16 protein-coding genes are annotated in these 19,414 nt (G+C 66.1%); 3 read left to right on the forward strand and 13 right to left on the reverse strand.

What is annotated here, in order from left to right; all coding sequences use genetic code 11:
- Positions 1 to 255: 255 nt before the first annotated feature.
- From moaA to O6P39_RS21410, 8 genes are all read right to left on the reverse strand, one after another.
- Positions 256 to 1,242 (reverse strand): GTP 3',8-cyclase MoaA, encoded by a 987-nt coding sequence (gene moaA / locus O6P39_RS21375; protein ID WP_275608420.1) that lies wholly within the window; start codon positions 1,240 to 1,242, stop codon positions 256 to 258.
- A gap of 122 nt (positions 1,243 to 1,364) precedes the next feature.
- Positions 1,365 to 2,183, reverse strand: coding sequence for a peptidylprolyl isomerase (locus tag O6P39_RS21380; RefSeq protein WP_275608421.1), 819 nt, complete (start codon positions 2,181 to 2,183; stop codon positions 1,365 to 1,367).
- 52 nt (positions 2,184 to 2,235) lie between these two features.
- Complete coding sequence (gene narI, locus O6P39_RS21385; protein WP_275608422.1) at positions 2,236 to 2,922, reverse strand: respiratory nitrate reductase subunit gamma; 687 nt, start codon at positions 2,920 to 2,922, stop codon at positions 2,236 to 2,238.
- A gap of 2 nt (positions 2,923 to 2,924) precedes the next feature.
- Positions 2,925 to 3,665, reverse strand: coding sequence for a nitrate reductase molybdenum cofactor assembly chaperone (gene narJ / locus O6P39_RS21390; protein WP_275612000.1), 741 nt, complete (start codon positions 3,663 to 3,665; stop codon positions 2,925 to 2,927).
- Between the two features lie 17 nt (positions 3,666 to 3,682).
- Complete coding sequence (narH, locus tag O6P39_RS21395) at positions 3,683 to 5,218, reverse strand: nitrate reductase subunit beta (protein WP_275608423.1); 1,536 nt, start codon at positions 5,216 to 5,218, stop codon at positions 3,683 to 3,685.
- Positions 5,219 to 5,229: 11 nt separating this feature from the next.
- A complete protein-coding gene (locus O6P39_RS21400; protein WP_275608424.1) occupies positions 5,230 to 9,009 on the reverse strand; it encodes a nitrate reductase subunit alpha in 3,780 nt (1,259 codons plus the stop codon).
- 101 nt (positions 9,010 to 9,110) lie between these two features.
- The gene (locus tag O6P39_RS21405) at positions 9,111 to 10,514 is read right to left on the reverse strand and encodes a NarK family nitrate/nitrite MFS transporter (RefSeq protein WP_275608425.1); all 1,404 of its coding nucleotides are present in this window, start codon (positions 10,512 to 10,514) and stop codon (positions 9,111 to 9,113) included.
- 7 nt (positions 10,515 to 10,521) lie between these two features.
- Positions 10,522 to 11,829 carry a nitrate/nitrite transporter gene (locus tag O6P39_RS21410; protein WP_275608426.1) on the reverse strand — a complete coding sequence of 436 codons (1,308 nt, stop codon included), beginning with the start codon at positions 11,827 to 11,829 and terminating at the stop codon, positions 10,522 to 10,524.
- Positions 11,830 to 12,002: 173 nt separating this feature from the next.
- Here O6P39_RS21410 and O6P39_RS21415 point away from each other — a divergent pair, with 173 nt between their 5' ends.
- The 3 genes from O6P39_RS21415 to O6P39_RS21425 all read left to right on the forward strand — a co-directional run bounded on the left by O6P39_RS21415 (position 12,003) and on the right by O6P39_RS21425 (position 15,101).
- Complete coding sequence (locus O6P39_RS21415; protein WP_275608427.1) at positions 12,003 to 13,865, forward strand: histidine kinase; 1,863 nt, start codon at positions 12,003 to 12,005, stop codon at positions 13,863 to 13,865.
- On the forward strand, positions 13,862 to 14,515 hold the full coding sequence (narL, locus tag O6P39_RS21420; RefSeq protein ID WP_275608428.1) for a two-component system response regulator NarL: 654 nt from the start codon (positions 13,862 to 13,864) through the stop codon (positions 14,513 to 14,515). Before O6P39_RS21415 ends, narL begins: the two co-directional genes overlap by 4 nt.
- Positions 14,516 to 14,732: 217 nt before the next feature.
- Positions 14,733 to 15,101: a putative zinc-binding protein gene (locus O6P39_RS21425; RefSeq protein WP_275608429.1), complete on the forward strand. Its 369-nt coding sequence runs from the start codon at positions 14,733 to 14,735 to the stop codon at positions 15,099 to 15,101.
- 3 nt (positions 15,102 to 15,104) lie between these two features.
- On the opposite strand, the gene O6P39_RS21430 is transcribed toward O6P39_RS21425, so the two are convergent.
- From O6P39_RS21430 to moaB, 5 genes are read right to left on the reverse strand one after another with little or no spacing between them, the layout of a single operon-like run.
- Positions 15,105 to 15,578, reverse strand: coding sequence for an SCP2 sterol-binding domain-containing protein (locus O6P39_RS21430; RefSeq protein WP_275608430.1), 474 nt, complete (start codon positions 15,576 to 15,578; stop codon positions 15,105 to 15,107).
- Positions 15,572 to 16,462 carry a U32 family peptidase gene (locus tag O6P39_RS21435; protein WP_275608431.1) on the reverse strand — a complete coding sequence of 297 codons (891 nt, stop codon included), beginning with the start codon at positions 16,460 to 16,462 and terminating at the stop codon, positions 15,572 to 15,574. Before O6P39_RS21435 ends, O6P39_RS21430 begins: the two co-directional genes overlap by 7 nt.
- 10 nt (positions 16,463 to 16,472) lie before the next feature.
- Complete coding sequence (locus O6P39_RS21440; protein ID WP_275608432.1) at positions 16,473 to 17,468, reverse strand: peptidase U32 family protein; 996 nt, start codon at positions 17,466 to 17,468, stop codon at positions 16,473 to 16,475.
- Between the two features lie 54 nt (positions 17,469 to 17,522).
- Positions 17,523 to 18,758 carry a gephyrin-like molybdotransferase Glp gene (glp, locus tag O6P39_RS21445; RefSeq protein ID WP_275608433.1) on the reverse strand — a complete coding sequence of 412 codons (1,236 nt, stop codon included), beginning with the start codon at positions 18,756 to 18,758 and terminating at the stop codon, positions 17,523 to 17,525.
- On the reverse strand, positions 18,755 to 19,309 hold the full coding sequence (moaB, locus tag O6P39_RS21450; RefSeq protein WP_275608434.1) for a molybdenum cofactor biosynthesis protein B: 555 nt from the start codon (positions 19,307 to 19,309) through the stop codon (positions 18,755 to 18,757). The genes glp and moaB overlap by 4 nt, the downstream gene beginning before the upstream one ends.
- Between the last annotated feature and the right edge of the window lie 105 nt (positions 19,310 to 19,414).

Genomic DNA, 19,414 nt, shown 5'->3' on the forward strand with positions numbered 1-19,414 from the left:
TAACCTGCATGATTTTTCGTAGATTCCACGGTTCAACTTGGCAGAGTGCCCGAGGCCCCGCGATACGCTCATGTCGCCGGGGCCTTTTTCTATTGCAGAAAGAAAGCCCACGTCAGTGCGGTGCTCGATGACAGGGCGCGAGGGCCGCCCTCACCTCAGCCCTCTCCCACAGGGAGGGGGCTGATCGGCGAGGTAGCCGGGAACTGATGCAAGCAAGGCAAAGGGCGGGCGCAAGGCCCGCCGAGGGAGGAAGGATCAGCCGCCGCTGAGGTTCATGAAGCGCAGGACCTGCACGTCGCCCACGCTGAATTCGTGGCGCGCCGGCTTGCGCTGCAAGGCGCCGTGCAGCGCTTCGAGGATGGGCTCGTCGTGCAGCGGATGGCGCCGCAGCAGACCGCGCAGGTCGAGGGAATGCTCGTGGCCCAGGCACAGCAGCAGACGGCCTTCGGCGGTCAGGCGCAGGCGGTTGCAGGTGGCGCAGAAGTTGTGCGAGTGCGGCGAGATGAAGCCGACACGCGTGCCCGGATGCTGCGCCAGGCGCACGTAGCGCGCCGGGCCGCCGCTGTGCTCGGCACTGTCCAGCAGGTCGTGGTGCTCGACGATCAGCGCGCGGACTTCGTCGCTGGAGCAGAAGCTTTCCTCGCGCTCGCGACCGACCTGGCCCAGGGGCATTTCCTCGATGAAGCTGATGTCCAGCCCGTTAGCGATGGCGTAGTCCACCAGCGCCGGCACCTCGTCGGCGTTGCGGCCCTTCATCACCACGCAGTTCAGCTTGATGCGCTCGAAACCGGCCTTCTGCGCCGCTTCGATGCCGCGCAGCACCTGCTCCAGGCGGCCGGTGCGGGTGATGGCGGCGAAGCGTTGCGGGTCGAGGGTGTCGAGACTGATGTTCAGGCGGGCAAGGCCGGCGGCGTGGAGATCACCGGCCAATCGGGTGAGCTGCGAGCCATTACTGGTCATGCACAGCTCGCGCAGGCCGGGCAGCGCAGCCAGGCGCTCGCAGAGGTGGACGATGCCGGGACGCACCAGCGGTTCGCCGCCGGTCAGGCGCAGCTTCTTCACACCGCGCTCGACGAATATCCGCGCCACCCGCTCGATCTCTTCCAGGGTGAGCACCTGCTGGCGCGGCAGGAAGCGCATGTTTTCCGACATGCAGTAGACGCAACGGAAATCGCAGCGGTCGGTTACGGACAGGCGCAAGTAGTCGACCTTGCGGCCCTGGCCGTCAATCCATTCGGACATGGTGTTTCACTCCGGGCGGTCGTCCGGCGCGCGGCGCGGTGAGGACCGATATTCGTATCCGTTTCCGAAGCCCCTCCCTCCTTGGGGAGGGACGGTCGGGAGAGAGGGGCCCGGAACCCGGTTCACTGCACCAGCGGACTCTCCGCGCCATCGAAGGCGAAGCCCTCGATCCGCGCCTCACCGGCCAGCACGCTGATGTACTGGCTGACCGCGCGCTGCAGCACCTGGGCGCGCAGGTAGCCGGCGATGCGTGGGCGGGCCTGCTCGAAGTCCAGCGGCTCGCCGCCGTCGCGCTCGATCAGCTCGACGACGTGCAGGCCGTAGCGGCTCTCCAGCGGATGACCAAGCAGGCCGGGTTGCTGTTGCAGGAGTCGTTTTTCGAATTCGGGGACGGTCTGCCCCGGCTCGATCCAGCCCAGGCCACCCCCGTCGTCTTTCGACGGGCAGTCGGAGAAGCGCATGGCCTTTTCGGCGAAGCGCTCAGGATGCTCGCGCAGTTCGGCCAGCAGCTCCTCGGCGTGCTCGCGGGCCTTGGCGCGACCGTCCAGATCGTCCGGCGCGCAGCCCAGCAGCACGTGGCGCAGGCGCATGCGCCAGGGCGTGGTCAGGCGGGTCGGGTTGGCGTCGTACCACTGGCGGCAGCTGGCTTCGTCCGCCTCGGGCACCCCAACCTCACGGTCGATTAGTGCGCGGATACGTGCTTCTTCCGGGGCCTCGCCCTCCTCAGCGACGGCCGCCAGATCCAGCGCGTCGGCGCGTTGCAGCAGCAGCTGGCGCACGACCAGCGCACGGCAGGCGGAATACAGGGCTTCGCCATGGCTGGCGGCCGGGTGGTATTGCAGCTCACGGGCCAGTTCGCCCTCGTCGATGGCGACGCCGTTGACGGAGATGGCAGGCAGGTCGACATGCTCGACCTTGGCTTCGTAGTGGGAACAACTCATTTCGACTACCTCCGGTCGGCGGATAACGCCTGTGGCGTCATCCGCCGCTTCATTACGCTGCGCGACGCTTGGTGCGGACCACCTGGTAACGGCGGCCGAAGTACCACACCGGGGCGCTGACGATGTGCACCAGGCGGGTGAAGGGGAACAGAACGAACAGGGTCAGGCCGAGGGTCACGTGCAGCTTGTAGACCAGCGAGACCGGAGCGATCGCCTCGGCGGCGGCCAGCGGCTGGAAGGTGACGATGGACTGCGCCCAGTTGGCGAGCATCACCATCACCGAACCATCCAGGTGATGGGTGGAAGCGACGATGGTGGACAGGCCGAGGATCAGCTGGACGTAGAGCACCAGCAGGATCATCAGGTCCGACGCGTTGCCGGTGGCGCGTACGCGGTCGTTGGTCAGGCGGCGCAGGATCAGGCCGGTCAGGCCGATGAAGCAGAGGATGCCGAAGAAGCCGCCGGAAACCATCGCCAGCAGTTGCTTCTGCTCGGTGCTGATCAGGTGCTCATAGACCGAGTGCGGGGTCAGCAGGCCGACGAAGTGGCCGGCGAGGATGAACAGCACACCGACGTGGAATAGGTTGCTGTACACGCGCATGCCCTTCTTGCTCAGCATCTGGCTGGAGCCGGCTTTCCAGGTGTATTGCGAGAGGTCGAAGCGCGCCCAGCTGCCGATCAGGCAGATGAGCAGCGCGACATAGGGGTAGATCCCGAAGGCGAGAAGATTGAGGGACATGGTCAGGCTCCTACTTTGGCCGCCCGGTACTGCATCTGCGGAACCGGCTGGGCGACCCACTGCATGGGTTGTTCGGCGGACGTGGAGACACGTCGCGCGCTGGTGGACGGGCAGCCGGCGGCCGGCTCGGCAAAGCTCACCGGGGTTTCCTCCCAGGCCTTGTCGATGGCTTCCAGGCTGTCGTCGCGCACTTCCTGTTCGCGGTCGCGCTTGAGCGCGCTCATGTCCGGCCGCTCGCCGGACAGCTCCAGCAGGCCCTGGAACACGGCGGCATAAGCGCTGCCGCGTTCCTCCAGACGCAGCGCGATCAGCGCGAGGATGTGCGCGACTTCCGCCAGGCCCACGCGGGCCGATTCGGCGTCCTGCAGGGCGAGGAACTCCAGGTACAGCGGCAGGTAGTCGGGCAGCTCGTTGACGTCGATGGCCAGGCCCGCCTGGGTGTAGCGGTCCATCAGGTCGACCATGGCCTGGCCACGGTCGCGGGACTCGCCATGCACGTGTTCGAACAGCAGCAGCGAGACCGAGCGACCGCGTTCGAACAGTCCGTCGTAACGGGCCTGCACGTCGAGGATGTCGCCCTGGCACAACTCGTTGAGCAACGCGGCGAGGCCGTCGCGCTGCGCTTCGGGCAGGTCGCAGGTGCGGATCAATGCATGCAGCGCCAGGCTTTCCTCGCGCAGTTCGACGCGCGGATAGTCCAGCAGCAGCGCGCTGAGCTTCAGTAACTGGCTGTGGCTTTCCATGGAAATGGTCATGGCGCTCACTCCTGTATCTGCACGGTCTGGATGACGTTGCGCTGGTCCACGGCCTTGCCGCCGAACAGGTTGACGCCGGAGTTGCTGGAGCAACCGTTGCCGAAGCTGAAGCCGCAACCCGAACGCTCGGCGAAAGCATCCGACAGCGCCTCTTCACGGTGCGCAGTCGGGATGACGAAGCGGTCTTCGTAGTTGGCGATGGCCAGGTAGCGGTACATCTCTTCCACCTGGTTCACGGAGAGGCCGACCTTCTTCAGCACGTCCAGGTCCTGCTTGCCTTCCACGTGCTCGGCACGCTTGTAGGCACGCATGGCCAGCAGGCGCTTGAGGGCCAGCAGCACCGGGGCGGTGTCGCCGGCGGTCAGCAGGTTGGCCAGGTACTGCACGGGGATGCGCAGGGATTCGACGTCCGGGATCACCCCGTCGCTGCCAATATGGCCTTCGGAAGCGGCGTTCTGGATCGGCGACAGCGGCGGCACGTACCAGACCATCGGCAGGGTGCGGTACTCCGGGTGCAGCGGCAGGGCCAACTTCCAGTCCATGGCCAGCTTGTACACCGGCGATTTCTGCGCGGACTCGATGACGCTGTCCGGCACGCCGTCCTTGCGGGCCTGCTCGATCACTTTCGGGTCGAATGGATCGAGGAAGATTTCCAGCTGCTTCTGGTACAGCTCGCGCTCGTTCTCGCAGGTGGCCACTTCGTGGATGCGGTCGGCGTCGTACAGCAGCACGCCGAGGTAGCGGATGCGACCCACGCAGGTTTCCGAGCAGACGGTCGGCTGGCCGGCCTCGATGCGCGGGTAGCAGAAGATGCACTTCTCGGATTTGCCGCTCTTCCAGTTGAAGTAGATCTTCTTGTACGGGCAGCCGCTGATGCACATGCGCCAGCCGCGGCACTTGTCCTGGTCGATGAGGACGATGCCGTCTTCCTCGCGCTTGTAGATCGCACCGCTCGGGCACGAAGCCACGCACGCCGGGTTCAGGCAGTGCTCGCACAGGCGCGGCAGGTACATCATGAAGGTGTTTTCGTACTCGCCGTAGATGTCCGCCTGGACCTGATCGAAGTTCTTGTCCTTGCGGCGCTTGGCGAATTCGGTGCCGAGGATTTCCTCCCAGTTGGGGCCCCACTCGATCTTCTGCATGCGCTGGCCGGAGACCAGCGAGCGCGGCCGGGCGACCGGCTGATGCTGGGCCTTGGGCGCGGTGTGCAGGTGCTGGTAATCGAAGTCGAAGGGCTCGTAATAGTCATCGATTTCCGGCAGGTCCGGGTTGGCGAAGATGTTCGCCAGCACGCGGAACTTGCCGCCGATGCGCGGGACGATGGAGCCGTCGGCGTTACGCTTCCAGCCTCCCTTCCACTTCTCCTGGTTTTCCCACTCCTTCGGGTAACCGATGCCGGGCTTGGTTTCGACGTTGTTGAACCAGGCGTACTCGACGCCTTCGCGGCTGGTCCAGACGTTCTTGCAGGTGATGGAGCAGGTGTGGCAACCGATGCATTTGTCGAGGTTCAGCACCATGCCGACTTGCGAACGAATTTTCATGGCAGTAATCCTCAAATGTCCTGGGGCAGCGGTTGCGGCAGGGCGTCACCGCCCAGCCCGCCCTGCTCCGGCTCGTCGAGCCAGTCGACCTTGTTCATCTTGCGCACCACGACGAACTCGTCGCGGTTGCAGCCGACGGTGCCGTAGTAGTTGAAGCCCCACGCCTGCTGGGCGTAGCCGCCGATCATGTGGGTGGGTTTGAGGACCACGCGGGTCACCGAGTTGTGGTGGCCGCCGCGGGTGCCGGTGGTTTCGCTGCCCGGCAGGTTCACGATGCGTTCCTGGGCGTGGTACATCATCACCATGCCGTCCTTCACGCGCTGGCTGACCACCGCGCGGCAGGTCGCGGCGCCGTTGGCGTTGAAGACTTCGACCCAGTCGTTGTCCTCGATGCCGGCGCGCCTGGCGTCGTTCTCGCTCATCCAGATGATCGGGCCACCGCGCGACAGGGTGAGCATCAGCAGGTTGTCGCTGTAGGTGGAGTGGATGCCCCACTTCTGGTGCGGGGTGATCCAGTTCAGGGTGATCTCGGTGTGGCCGTTGGGCTTCTTGTTGAACAGCTTGTCGGTGCTGCGGGTGTTGACCGGCGGCCGGTAGCTGACGAAACCCTCGCCGAAGGCCTGCATCCACGGGTGATCCTGGTAGAACTGCTGGCGACCGGTGAGGGTGCGCCACGGGATCATTTCGTGGACGTTGGTGTAGCCGGCGTTGTAGCTCACGTGCTCATCTTCGAGGCCCGACCAGGTGGGACTGGAGATGATCTTGCGCGGCTGCGCCTGGACGTCGCGGAAGCGGATCTTCTCTTCTTCCTTGGGCAGCGCCAGGTGGGTGTGGTCGCGACCAGTGAACTTCGACAGTGCTTCCCAGGCCTTCACGGCCACCTGGCCATTGGTTTCCGGTGCCAGGGCAAGGATCACCTCGGCGGCGTCGATGGCGCTCTCGATGCGCGGACGGCCTTCGCTGATGCCCGGTTCGGTCACCCGATGGTTCAGCTCGCCGAGCAGCTTGATTTCCTTGTCGGTGTTCCAGCCGATGCCCTTGCCGCCGTTGCCGAGCTTGTCCAGCAGCGGGCCGAGGGAGGTGAATTTCTTGTAGGTGTTCGGGTAGTCACGCTCGACCACATGCAGGGTCGGCATGCTGCGGCCGGGAACCGGTTCGCACTCGCCCTTCTTCCAGTCGCTGCCGCCGAAAGGCTGCGCGAGTTCGTTGGCGGTGTCGTGCAGCAGCGGCACGGTGACCAGGTCCTTCTCCACACCCAGGTGACCGACGGAAACCTCGGAGAACTTCCTGGCGATGGCCTTGTAGATTTCCCAGTCGCTCTTGGCTTCCCACGCCGGATCGGTAGCGGCGGACAGCGGGTGGATGAAGGGGTGCATGTCGGAGGTGTTGAGGTCGTCCTTCTCGTACCAGGTCGCGGTCGGCAGGACGATGTCCGAATACATGCAGGTGGAGGACATGCGGAAGTCCAGGGTGGTGACCAGGTCCAGCTTGCCTTCGGCGCCCTGCTCGACCCAATCGACTTCGCCCGGGCACGGGCCGCCGGCCTTGCCGAGGTCGTCGTTCATCACGCCGTTCTTAGCGCCCAGCAGGTACTTGAGCATGTACTCGTGGCCCTTGCCCGAGGAGCCGAGCAGGTTGGAGCGCCAGATGAACATGTTGCGCGGGAAGTTCTGCGGATCGTCCGGCTGCTCACTGGCCACGCGCAGGTTGCCGGCCTTGAGCTCGCGCACTACGTAGTCCTGCACCGGAATACCGGCCTTCTCGGCGTCGGCGGCGATGCGCAGCGGGTTGCGGTTGAGCTGCGGGGCGGACGGCAACCAGCCCATACGCTCGGCGCGGATGTTGTAGTCCAGCGCGTGCTCAGGGAATTGTTTGGTATCGGCCAGCGGGGAAAGAACCTCGTGCATCGAGATCTTCTCGTGGCGCCATTGCGAGCTGTGCAGGTAGAAGAAGCTGGTGCCGTTCATCTGCCGTGGCGGACGGCTCCAGTCGGTGCCGAACGCCAGCGGGACCCAGCCGGTCTGCGGGCGGAGTTTTTCCTGGCCCACATAGTGCGCCCAGCCGCCACCGCTCTGGCCGATGCAACCGCACATCATCAGCATGTTGATGACCGCGCGGTAGTTCATGTCCATGTGGTACCAGTGGTTCATCGCCGCGCCGATGATGACCATGGCCTTGCCGTGGGTCTTGTCGGCGCTGTCGGCGAACTCACGGGCCACCTGGATGGCGCGCGCCGCCGGCACACCGGTGATGCGCGCCTGCCAGGCCGGGGTGTAGGGCACGTCGGCGTCGGTGTAGGACGCGGCCACGTTGCCGCCGCCCAGGCCACGATCGACGCTGTAGTTGGCCATCTGCAGGTCATACACGGTGGCGACGCGCAGGGTCTGGCCGTCGGCGCCAGTCACTTCGCGGAACGGCACGCGGCGCACCAGCACCTCGTCGTTGTCCACGCCCTTGAAGTGCGGATGCTCTTGCCCGGCGAAGTATGGGAAGGCCACGTCGCAGGCCTTTTCCGGGCCGTCGATCAGGGTCAGGGCCAGGCGGGTGTCACGCTTCTCGCCGCCTTCCTTCTCCTCGATGTTCCACTTGCCGGACTCGCCCCAGCGGTAGCCGATGGCGCCAGTGGGCGAAACCAGCTCGCCGGAGATTTCGTCCAGGCCGATGGTCTTCCACTCGGGGTTGTTGCCCTGGCCGAGGTTGTTCGCCAGGTCCGCCGCGCGCAGGTAGCGGGTCGGCTTGAGCACGCCGCCTTCGTGCGGTTCGAGCAGCACCAGCATTGGCATGTCGGTGTACTGGCGGCAGTAGTCGACGAAGTAGGCGCTGGGTTTGTCGAGGTGGAATTCCTTGAGGATGACGTGACCGAAGGCCATGCCCAGCGCAGCGTCGGTGCCCTGCTTGGGGTTGAGCCAGAGGTCGGTGAGCTTGGCCACTTCGGAATAGTCCGGGGTGACGGCCACGGTCTTGGTGCCCTTGTAGCGGACCTCGGTGAAGAAGTGCGCGTCGGGGGTACGGGTCTGCGGGACGTTGGAGCCCCAGGCGATGATGTAGCTGGAGTTGTACCAGTCGGCCGATTCCGGCACGTCGGTCTGCTCGCCCCAGATCTGCGGGGACGCAGGCGGCAGGTCGCAGTACCAGTCGTAGAAGGACAGGCACACGCCGCCGATCAGCGACAGGTAACGGGCGCCGGCAGCGTAGCTGACCATGGACATCGCCGGGATCGGCGAGAAGCCGATGACGCGGTCCGGGCCATAGGTCTTGGCGGTGTAGACGTTGGCGGCGGCGATGATCTCGGTGACTTCGTTCCAGCTCGAACGCACGAAGCCGCCCAGGCCGCGCTCGCTCTTGTAGCTTTTCGCCTTGGCCGAGTCTTCGACGATGCTGGCCCAGGCGTCCACCGGGTCGTTGTGAACAGCGCGAGCTTCACGCCAGAGCTTGAGCAGCGGCTTGCGCACCTTGGGGTACTTCAGGCGGTTGGCGCTGTAGATGTACCAGGAGTAGCTGGCGCCACGGGGGCAGCCGCGCGGCTCGTGGTTGGGCAGGTCCGGGCGGGTCCGCGGGTAATCGGTCTGCTGGGTTTCCCAAGTGATCAGGCCGTTCTTCACGTAGATCTTCCAGGAGCACGAGCCGGTGCAGTTCACCCCGTGGGTGGAACGCACGATCTTGTCGTGCTGCCAGCGCTGCCGGTAACTGTTTTCCCAGGCACGGCTCTCGTTGCTGACTTCGCCATGACCATCGGCGAATTCGCCCTGCTTCTTCTTGAAGAATTGCAGGCGGTCGAGCAGGTAACTCATCTGTATCTCCTCACCCGGTCTGCGCCGGGCGTTAAAACGCTAATCAAGCTCGCGAAACAGGTCTTGCGGCGGGCGCACGGGGCGCCCACCACGGCAATCGATCAACAGGGGCTTTCCGCGCCCTTGCGCGCGTACCACCACCAGGTGGCGACGATGCAGCTCAGGTAGTAGGCGACGAACAGGTACAGGGCGCCCTCGGCGCTGCCGGTCATGGCCAGCGAGGTGCCGAACGCCTTGGGAATGAAGAAGCCGCCGAACGCGCCGATAGCGGCGGAGAAACCGATCACCGCGGCCGATTCCATGCTGGCGTTCTTGGTTGCCTGGGCCTCGCTGAAGCCGCCTTGTTTCAGGCGCGCGGCCCACTCATTGCGGAAGATCACCGGGATCATGCGGAAGGTGCTGCCGTTGCCGATGCCGGCGAAGAAGAACAGTGCGATGAAGGAGCCGAGGAAGCCGAAGAAGCTGCCGGCGCCGCTCGCACCGGGCAGGAAGCTGATCACCGCGAACACGCCGGCGATCATTGCCGCGTAGTTCCACAGGGTGATGCGCGCGCCGCCGAACTTGTCCGCCAGCCAGCCGCCCAGCGGCCGGCTCAGGGCACCCACCAGCGGGCCGAGGAAGGCGTACTGCAGCGGGTTGATGTCCGGGAACTGGGTCTTGCTGAGCATGGCGAAGCCGGCGGAGAAGCCGATGAACGAGCCGAAGGTGGCCACGTACAGCCAGCACATCAGCCAGTTGTGCTTGCGCTTGAAGATCACCGACTGCTCACGGAACGAGGCCTTGGCATCGGCAATGTCGTTCATGCCGAACCAGGCGGCGATGGAGACCACGGCGATGAAAGGCACCCAGATCCAGCCGGCGTTCTGCAGGAACAGGCGACCGCCGTCACTGAGTTGCTGCGGCTCGCCGCCAAAGGCGCCGAACAGACCGCCGGCCACGGCCAGCGGGACGGCGAACTGCATCACCGAGACGCCCAGGTTGCCCAGGCCAGCGTTCAGGCCCAGAGCGGTGCCCTGCTGGTTCTTCGGGTAGAAGAAGCTGATGTTGGACATGCTGGAAGCGAAGTTGCCGCCGCCGAAGCCGCACAGCAGCGCGATGGTGGCGAACACCCAGTAAGGCGTGCTCGGCTCCTGCACCGCGAAGCCCAGCCAGATGCAAGGGATCAGCAGCGAGGCAGTGGACAGCGCAGTCCAGCGACGGCCACCGACCATCGGCACCATGAAGGAATAGAACACCCGCAGGGTGGCGCCGGAAATCGACGGCAGCGCGGCAAGCAGGAACAGCTGGTCGTTGCTGAAGCTGAAACCGGCGGCGTTCAGGCGCACGGTGACGGTGCTCCAGATCATCCACACGGCAAAGGCCAGCAGCAGCGCGGGAATCGAGATCCACAGGTTGCGTGCGGCGATACGCTTGCCGCTCTGCGCCCAGAACTCGGAGTCCTCGGGGCGCCAGTCGATCAGCAGCGGACCGCTGGCGGCTTTGAGTTGGGTGTTGATCATGCCCATGACGGCACTACCTCGGGATTGACGAAGAAGGAATGGGGGTGGCGTCGACATCGGCCGCCGGGGCCTGGCCGTCGCGACGCTGTTGCTGCTTGATCGCGTAGTGCATCCAGACCATGCAGATCACGGTCAGGCCGAACAGCAACATGAAGCAGGAGGAGCGCACGCCGATGCGGTCGGCGGCGTAGCCGAACAGGATGGGCAGGCAGAAGCCGCCGAGGCCGCCGATGACCCCGACCATGCCGCCGACGGTGCCCATGTTCTGCGGGTAGTAGTCGTGGATGATCCGGTACACGCTGGCCTTGCCGAAGCCCTGGGCGATGCCGACGACGAACACCAGGAAGGTGAACAGCCAGACGTTCAGGCCGATGCCGAGGCTGACGTCACCCTTGATGCCGTGGATGGTCATGGTGGTCGGCGGATAGGACAGGAAGAAGAGGCAGACCAGGCAGATCCAGAACACGCCCCAGTTCACCGCACGGGCGCCGTAGTGGTCGCTGAACCAGCCGCCCAGGGCACGGATCAGGCCCGACGGCAGGGTGAACAGCATGGTGATGAAGGACGCGGTGCGCAGGTCCAGGCCGTACTCGGCGATGTAGTACTTGGGCAGCCACAGGGCCAGGGCGACGAAGCCGCCGAAGACGAAGAAGTAGTACAGGCCGAAGCGCCACACGCGCAGCTCGCCCAGCGGCGCCAGCTGCTTGGCCAGGGTCGGCCGCGGACGGCTCGGGTCGGCGTCGCCGCCCTTGGTGTGGGCCGGGTCCGTCCAGGTGCAGAACCAGAACAGCAGCGCGGTCACCAGCATGGCCACCGAGTAGATCTGCGGGACCATGCGCCAGCCGACGGCGACCACGATCATCGGCGCCACCAGGTTGGTGATCGCCGCGCCCGCATTGCCGGCGCCGAAGATGCCCATGGCGGTGCCCTGGCGTTCCTTCTCGAACCACGAGGAGGTGTAGGCGATGCCTACCGCGAAGGAGCCGCCGGCCAGACCGACGAACAGACCGAGCACCAGGTAGTGCCAGTAGAGCGTGGCGAAGGCCAGGCCGTAGATCGGGATGGCCACCAGCAGCATGTGGATGAAGAACACGATGCGCCCGCCGAAGCGGTCGGTGATCAACCCCAGCGGCAGGCGCACCAGCGAACCGGTAAGGATCGGCAACGCCACCATCAGGCCGAACTGGGCTTCTGACAGCCCCAGCTCCTCCTTGATGCGAATACCGATGATCGAAAACATCGTCCAGACCGCGAAGTTCACGGCGAACGCCAGTGTGCTCATGCCGAGCACGGAGTACTGTTTCTGACGATGGGACAGCATGGCTAAGCTCACTTCCTGACAGCCTTTGCCCGCACGTTAGGTAAGGACTAGTCGCCTTCTCTTGATCGTCATCAATGAGCCAAAGGGCGATTCATGAGCAGATGCGCGCCGCTACCTCCTAGTGGGTATCACCGAAACGAATGCTTAATTTATTGTTTTTAAAGGCATTTTTAATGAATACGGTGCACTCGACCGAACCCTCCGCCAGCGACCGATTCTTTGTGGGTAGTCCCCCCGCCGGGCGCCCTTCCCTGCGCAAATCCATCGTCGTGCGCTTCGGCTGCTACCTCACCCTGCTGGTGTCGCTGGCGCTGGCCGGCATGTTCAGCGCCCTGCTGTTCGCCGACTATTCGCACCAGGACGCGGCGGTGATCAACCAGGCCGGTTCCCTGCGCATGCTCACCTACCGCCTGGCGCTGGACCCATCGCCGATCAACCGCCAGGCCCTGCAATCCACCCTGCGCGCGCGCATGGACAGCGAGGAGATCAACCGCCTGCTGCGCCGCGCCGATGCCGACGCGCCAATCCGCCGGCAACACGAACAACTGCGCCAGGAGCTGAGCAAGCTCGACCTGGCCCAGGCCCCGGCGCTAGAGACGCTGGACACCTTCGTCAGCCATATCGATGCCTTCGTCGGCACGCTGCAGAGCAACGCCGAGCAGCGCTCGCAGATGCTCAGCACGGTGCAGGGCCTGTGCCTGTTCCTCAGCCTGCTGGTGGTCTTCATCAGCCTCTACGACCTGAGCTACCACGTGGTCGGCCCCTTGCGCGACCTCACCAGCACCGCCCGCCGGCTCGGCCAGGGCGACCTCAGCGCGCGGGTCAGCAGCAGCGGCGAGGATGAGCTGAGTCAGCTGGGCGAACGCTTCAACCAGATGGCGACGGAACTGCAGGCCATCTACCGCGAGCTGGAAGCGCGGGTGGAAGACAAGACCCGCGACCTCTCCAACAGCCACCAGCGCCTGGAACTGCTCTACGCCAGCGCCCGCCGCCTGGGCCAGGACCCCTACGACGAACGTACCCTGCAACCGCTGCTGAACCAGCTCGAACGCGTGCTGCAAGCCGGCAAGGTGACCTTGTGCCTGAACAAGGACGGCGTCGAACGCGCCTACACCTCGCTGACCACCGACGGCATCACCGGCGGCTTCTGCCTGCAGGGCAACTGCGGCGACTGCCGTGCCCAGGCCGAGCACTGCAGCGAACCGACCAAGGGGCTCAACCCGTTGCTGATGCAGCCGCTGTCCATTGGCGAGCACCGCTTCGGCGAGCTGTTCATCGAGACTGCCAGCGGCCGTCTGGAAGACTGGCAGCGGCAGTTCGTAGAAGGCTTCTGCGACAACATCGCGCGCACCTTCGCCCTGTCCCTGCAACAGGAGCAGGAGAACCGCCTGGCGCTGTTCGCCGAGCGCGGCACCATCGCCCGCGAACTGCACGACTCACTGGCGCAATCGCTGTCCTACCTGAAGATCCAGGTCAGCCGCCTGGCCACCCTGCTCAAGCGCGAAGCGCCCGCGGAAAAGATCGACGAAACCCTCGACGAGCTGCGCGAAGGACTCAACAGCGCCTACCGCCAGTTGCGCGAACTGCTTACCACCTTCCGCCTGAGTCTGGAGCAATCCAGCCTGGAGGCGGCGCTGGTGAAGACGGTGGAGGAGTTCGGCGAGCGTGGCGACCTGGCCATCGAGCTGGACAACCGCATGGCGCACATCCCGCTCAACCCCAACGAGGAAATCCACATCCTGCAGATCGTCCGCGAGGCGCTGTCCAACGTGGTGCGCCATGCCCGCGCCAGCCACGCGAAGGTCAGCCTTGCCGAGGATGCCGACGACCAGGTGTGCATCACCATCGACGACGACGGCGTCGGCTTTGACCCAGCGCAGAGCCGCAATGGGCACTATGGGCTTAGCATCATGCGGGAGCGCAGCCAGACCCTAGAGGCGAACTTCAGCATCGCCCCACGCATGCCGCAGGGCACCCGCGTCAGCGTGCGCTTCACCCACAAACCCCTGTCGCAGTCCCCGGAGACCCACCCATGACGGCCACCCCCACCGACGACCGCGCGCGCATCCTGCTCGTCGACGACCACCCGATGATGCGCAAGGGCGTGGTTCAGCTGCTGGAGTTCGAGGACGACCTGCAGGTCGTGGGTGAAGCCGGCAGCGGCGAGGAAGCGCTGCGCCTGGCTGCGGAGCTGGAACCGGACATGATCCTGCTCGACCTCAACATGAAGGGCATGACCGGCCTCGACACCCTGCGCGCCATGCGCGAACAGGGCGTGGACGCACGCATCGTGGTGTTCACCGTCTCCGATGATCGCAACGACGTGATCAACGTCCTGCGTGCCGGCGCCGACGGCTATCTGCTCAAGGACATGGAACCCGAGCGCCTGCTCGAACACATCCGCCAGGCCGCCACCGGCCAGCTCACCATCAGCCCCCAACTGACCCAGGTGCTGGCCCAGGCGCTGCGCGGCGACGACCGCCCCAAGGGCATCGAGGAGCTCACCGACCGCGAACGGCAGATTCTGCGCCAGCTCGCCCACGGCTACAGCAACAAGATGATCGCGCGCAAACTCGACATCACCGAAGGCACGGTGAAGGTCCACGTGAAGCGCGTGCTGCACAAGCTGGGGATGCGTTCGCGCGTCGAAGCGGCGGTGTGGGCGGTGGAGAACCACCTGGTCTGACCGTCCCCCACCCGATCTGCCCCAACCTGTAGGAGCGAGCTTGCTCGCGAACAGACTCCGCTGCGGGGCTGGTTCGCGAGCAAGGACTGGGCGTCCCCCTCGGTCCTACAAGGAAGCCTCTACCTCACTGGTAGTAGTCCGCTCGCCGACTTGATTCAGATCATGTCGCGCCAGCCCAAGGCGGCAGGACACTGCGGAACTCACCCAGGAGGTCCCCATGCCGCCCTCGCCGCACCTGCCCCTCGTCTATTCCTGCTCCGGCTGCTCCAACCTCGCGCAGTTGGCCAATGACCTCGCCCTGCGCCTGGACCGTGACGGACTGGCGGAGATGTCCTGCATCGCGGGAGTCGGCGGTGATGTGCCGGCACTGGTGAAGAAAGCCTGCTCCGGCCGACGGATCATTGCCCTCGACGGCTGCCACCTGCACTGCGTGCAGAACTGCCTGGCACGCCACGGAGTGAAGGCCAGGCATGAGATCACCCTGACCGAATATGGCCTGAAGAAACGCTACGGCCAGGACGCGCCGGTGCAGGATTTCGAGATGCTCTACGAGGAACTGCAGTTCCTCGTGCGCACCCCGGCCTGAAACTCAGGCGTTTTCCTGCACCACCCGGCTGGCGCGGTGCATGGCGCTCCACAGCCAGGCCGGCAGGCTGTCCGGGTCGAGACTGTCGATCAGGTTCTTCACGGCCAGCCCCAGTTCGGTATCACCCTCGATCACCAGGCGCCGGCGGAAGAACAGCGTGTCAGGGTCCTCCTGTCGCCCCGCCAATAGCAGGAAGTCGCGCCAGCTTCCGCGGATGGTCACGCTCGGCGAGCAGGCGTCGGCGAAGCGCAGGCCGTTGCGATCGTGGGTGAAGCTCCAGGCCAATCCGAGGTCGCTTACCTCCAGGCGCAGCCAGTGGCCGTCGAGTATGTCGAAAGCACCTTCGGCCAGCGCATCGGCGAACAGCCGGTTGGCGGCGCGCTGCAGCACCGCGCGCTGCAATCCAGAGGGGACGCGCGCGGCCAGCGGCAGGAGTCGATCGGCGGCGCGCAGGGCGCCGGTTTCCAGAGTCAGCACAGGTTCACCTCATCACTGCGCAGCATGCCCGCTCGGCCATGCCAGTATCCGTTGCAACCGTCCACCGCCAGCGGCGGCGTGGCGCCATTGCGCACGCGGTCGAAGGCCTGCACGACGTCCACCATGCCTTCCGCACGCGGGCTCAGGCGCAACCAATCGGCGCCGCAATCACGCAGCGAGGCGTAGTCCGCCAACAGGTTGCTGGCCTCGCCGGACATCGTCTGGATGCCGTTGAGAGTGAACAGCGGGAAACCCTCCTGGCTGAGCATCGACATGCCCTCCGGGTAGTTCATGCAGCAGAACTGGCAGTCGTCCTTGGGACGGTTTTCCGCGCGAGCGGTGAAGCAGCGCGCCGAGTAGGCGAGCGGCAAGTGGCCGTAGGCGAACACCTCGGTCTCCACCTCGCTGATACCCAGCTCGCGGGCCTGCTCGATTACCGCGTGGATCTGCTCGCCGGAGCACTCCACCGGCGGCACCCAGCGGCGCAATCCGGCAGCATGCAGTTCCGCCAGCGTGTGGCCGTTGTAGACGTTGAGCGCAGGGCCGCCGACGAACTCGACGCCGAGGCCGGAGAGAATCTGCACTGCGCCCATGTCGTTGGCCTCGACCTGCAACTCGCCGTTCCCGCACAGCCGGCGCAGCGCGGAGAGCTCCGAGGCCGCCTCGATCAGCGCCAATCCCGAGATGAGAATCTGCGCCCTGCCCTGCTGCTGCAGCTCACGGCCAAGGCCGAGCCAGTCATCCAGCGACAGTGCACGGCGCTTGGAGCAGACGGTCTCGCCGAGGGTGATCACGTCCAGCGGCTGTTCGGCCATCTGCGCATAAAAATCCAGGAGTGTCCGGCGGTCCCAGTAGAACAGCACCGGGCCTAAGCTCAGTTTCATCACGACGCCCTCACTGCCAGGAACGATGGTAGGCGCCCAGGGTGGTCTGGTGGCCTTCGGAAAGCTTGTCCAGGGCTTCCTGCCACTGGGTCAGCGTGCGGTAACTCTCAGGCGCGCGCTTCCAGGAATCCAGCGCCTGGCGCCAGACGCGGGTGACCTGCTCGACATAGGCCGGGCTGCGCTGGCGGCCCTCGATCTTCACGGCCGCCACGCCGATTTCCGCCAATTGCGGAATCAGGTCGATGGTGTTGAGGCTGGTGGGCTCCTCCAGGGCATGGAAGCGCTCGCCGTTGACCACGAAGCGGCCCTTGCACAGGGTCGGGTAGCCCGCCGGTTCGTCTGGTGCATAGCGGTCGATCAGCACGTCGTTGAGCCGCGAGGTCAGCCCTTCGGGCTCCTCGCTCCAACGCACCGCCTTGGCCGGCGAGCAGACGCCGCAGAGATTCGGCGACTCGCCAGTGACATAGGACGACAGATGGCAGCGCCCTTCGGCCATGATGCACAGGCTGCCGAAGGCGAAGACTTCGATGGGCACCGGGCTGTTCGCCGCCACCTGGCGCACCTGCGCCAGCGACAGCACGCGCGGCAGCACGGCGCGGCGGATGCCGTAGCGCTCGTGGTAGAAGGCCAGCGCCGCGACATTGGTGGCCGAGCCCTGCACCGAGAGGTGAAGCGAGAGGTTCGGGTGGCGTTTGGCGGCGTAGCCGAGCACCGCGCAGTCGGCGGCGATCAGTGCGTCCACGCCCAGGTCGGCGGCCTGGTCCACCGCGCGCTGCCAGCGCGCCCAACCGGCGGCGCCGGGGTAGGTGTTGACCGCCACGTACATCTGCTTGCCGGCGCCGTGGATAAGTTCCACGCCCTGGCGCAGCTGGCGGTCATCGAGGTTGAGGCCAGCGAAGTGCCGGGCGTTGGTGTCGTCGCGAAAGCCGACGTAGATGGCGTCGGCGCCTTCGCGCAGGGCCGATTTCAGGGCGGGCAGACTTCCCGCCGGGCAGACCAGTTGCATGCTTCCCCCGGACACTTCGAAGGCCGCCGGCCCCGCCGGCGGCAGGGAACGGCGTCAGGCGCCAAGTTCGCTGAAAGACAGGAAGGGCAGCGGCTCGCCGGCGCGCAAGGTGCGCCCGGCCTCCACCACCGCCAGGCCATCGGCCCAGCTCGCCGCGCGCAGCATGGCCGAGCCCTGCTGCGGGTGCAGGCAGATGCGCGCCACGCCGGCATCACCCAGCTCCAGACGCGCACGCAGGTACTGGCGGCGTGAATTGGGCGTGGGCCAGTCGAAGCCAGCCGGCAACGTCACCGGCAGCGTCTGCACGTCGCTGCGCCCCTGGGCACGCCAGAGGAAGGGACGGGCCATCACCAGCGCGGTGACCAGCGCTGCGGCCGGGTTGCCCGGCAGGCCGATCCACGGTTTGCCGGCGATGCTGCCGAAGGCCAGCGGCTTGCCCGGCTGCATCTTCAGCTTCCACAGGTGCAGCTCGCCCAGTTCGCGGATCGCCTGCTTGAGATAATCGCGGTCGCCCACGGAAACGCCGCCGCTGGTGATCAGCACGTCCCACTCGGAGGCGGCCAGGCTCAGGGCATCGCGGCTGGCCGCCAGGGTGTCGGCGAGCACGCCGTAGTCATGCACCTCCATGCCCCAGCCACGCAGCAGCGCGCCGATGCTGAAGCGGTTGGCGTTGTAGATCTGCCCCGGCGCCAGCAGTTCGCCCGGCTCGCGCAACTCATCGCCGCTGCTCAACAGGCAGACGCGCAGCGGACGGTACACGCTGACGCGATCCAGCCCGACGCTGGCCAGCAGGCCGAGGTCCTGGGCACGCAGTTTCTTCCCGGTGCTCAGCAAGGCATCGCCGTTGCGGAGCTCTTCACCGCGGCGGCGCACGTGGCTGCCGTGCTCGGCCACGGGGACCTGCAGCCAGTCGCCATCGACCTCGCAGTCCTCCTGGGCGACCACGCTGTCCGCGCCCGGCGGCAGCGGCGCGCCGGTGAAGATGCGCATGGCCTGGCCGGGTTGCAGCTCGGCCTGCGCGGCATCACCGGCGGCGATGGTGCCGGCGATCTTCAGCCGCGCGCCGGCGAGGCCCAGATCGGCGCTGCGTAGGGCGTAGCCGTCCATCGCGCTGTTGTCCCACAGCGGCAGGTCGATGGGCGCATGAATGTCCTCGGCCAGTACGCGGCCCAGGGCGTGATCCAGGTCGACGCGCACGATCGGCGGCGCCACGGGGACGAACTCCATCAGTGCCGCAATGGCTTCGTCCACCGGGCGCAGGCTGGCGCCGGAGCAGCCGCAGCCGCTCATGACCGGGTACCGCAGGCCAGCACAGGGCGCTCGGGCAGGCGTTTGAGATGGGGAACGAAGTTGCAGGGCTTGGTGCGGCTGTCCAGCTGGTGCACCAGGATCTTTTCCCAGGCGGTCAGGCAGGCGCCGGTGGAGCCGGGCAGGCAGCAGATCAGCGTGCCGTTGCTGATGCCGGCGATGGCGCGGGACTGGAGGGTGGAGGTACCGATTTCCTCGCGGGAAATCTGCCGGAAGAGTTCACCGAAGCCGTCCACGGTGCGCTCCAGCAACGGAGCGACCGCTTGCGGAGTGTTGTCGCGCAGGGTGAAGCCGGTACCGCCGGTGATCAGGCCGACCTGGACCTTGGGGTCGGCGATCCACGCCGAGACCACGGCGCGAATCTGGTAGATGTCGTCGATGACCAGCCGGCGTTCGGCGAGGGCGTGGCCGGCGCGCTGCAGGGAGGTGACCAGGGCCTGGCCGGAGGTGTCGTTGTGCAGGCTGCGGGTATCGCTGACGGTGAGGACAGCGATCTCCAGCGCCTGGAATTCCTGGGTGCTGAGATGGCTCATGGAGGGGCTTTCCAAAGAAGGGCGAATAAGAGCGAAAAAGGGCTGGCGCCAGCCTGCGCCCGTTCGCGGATACCGCCCATTCCTCCTAGGAGGTACTGACCCGGC

The sequence above is a fragment of the Pseudomonas sp. PSE14 genome, assembly GCF_029203285.1.
Classification (GTDB): domain Bacteria; phylum Pseudomonadota; class Gammaproteobacteria; order Pseudomonadales; family Pseudomonadaceae; genus Pseudomonas.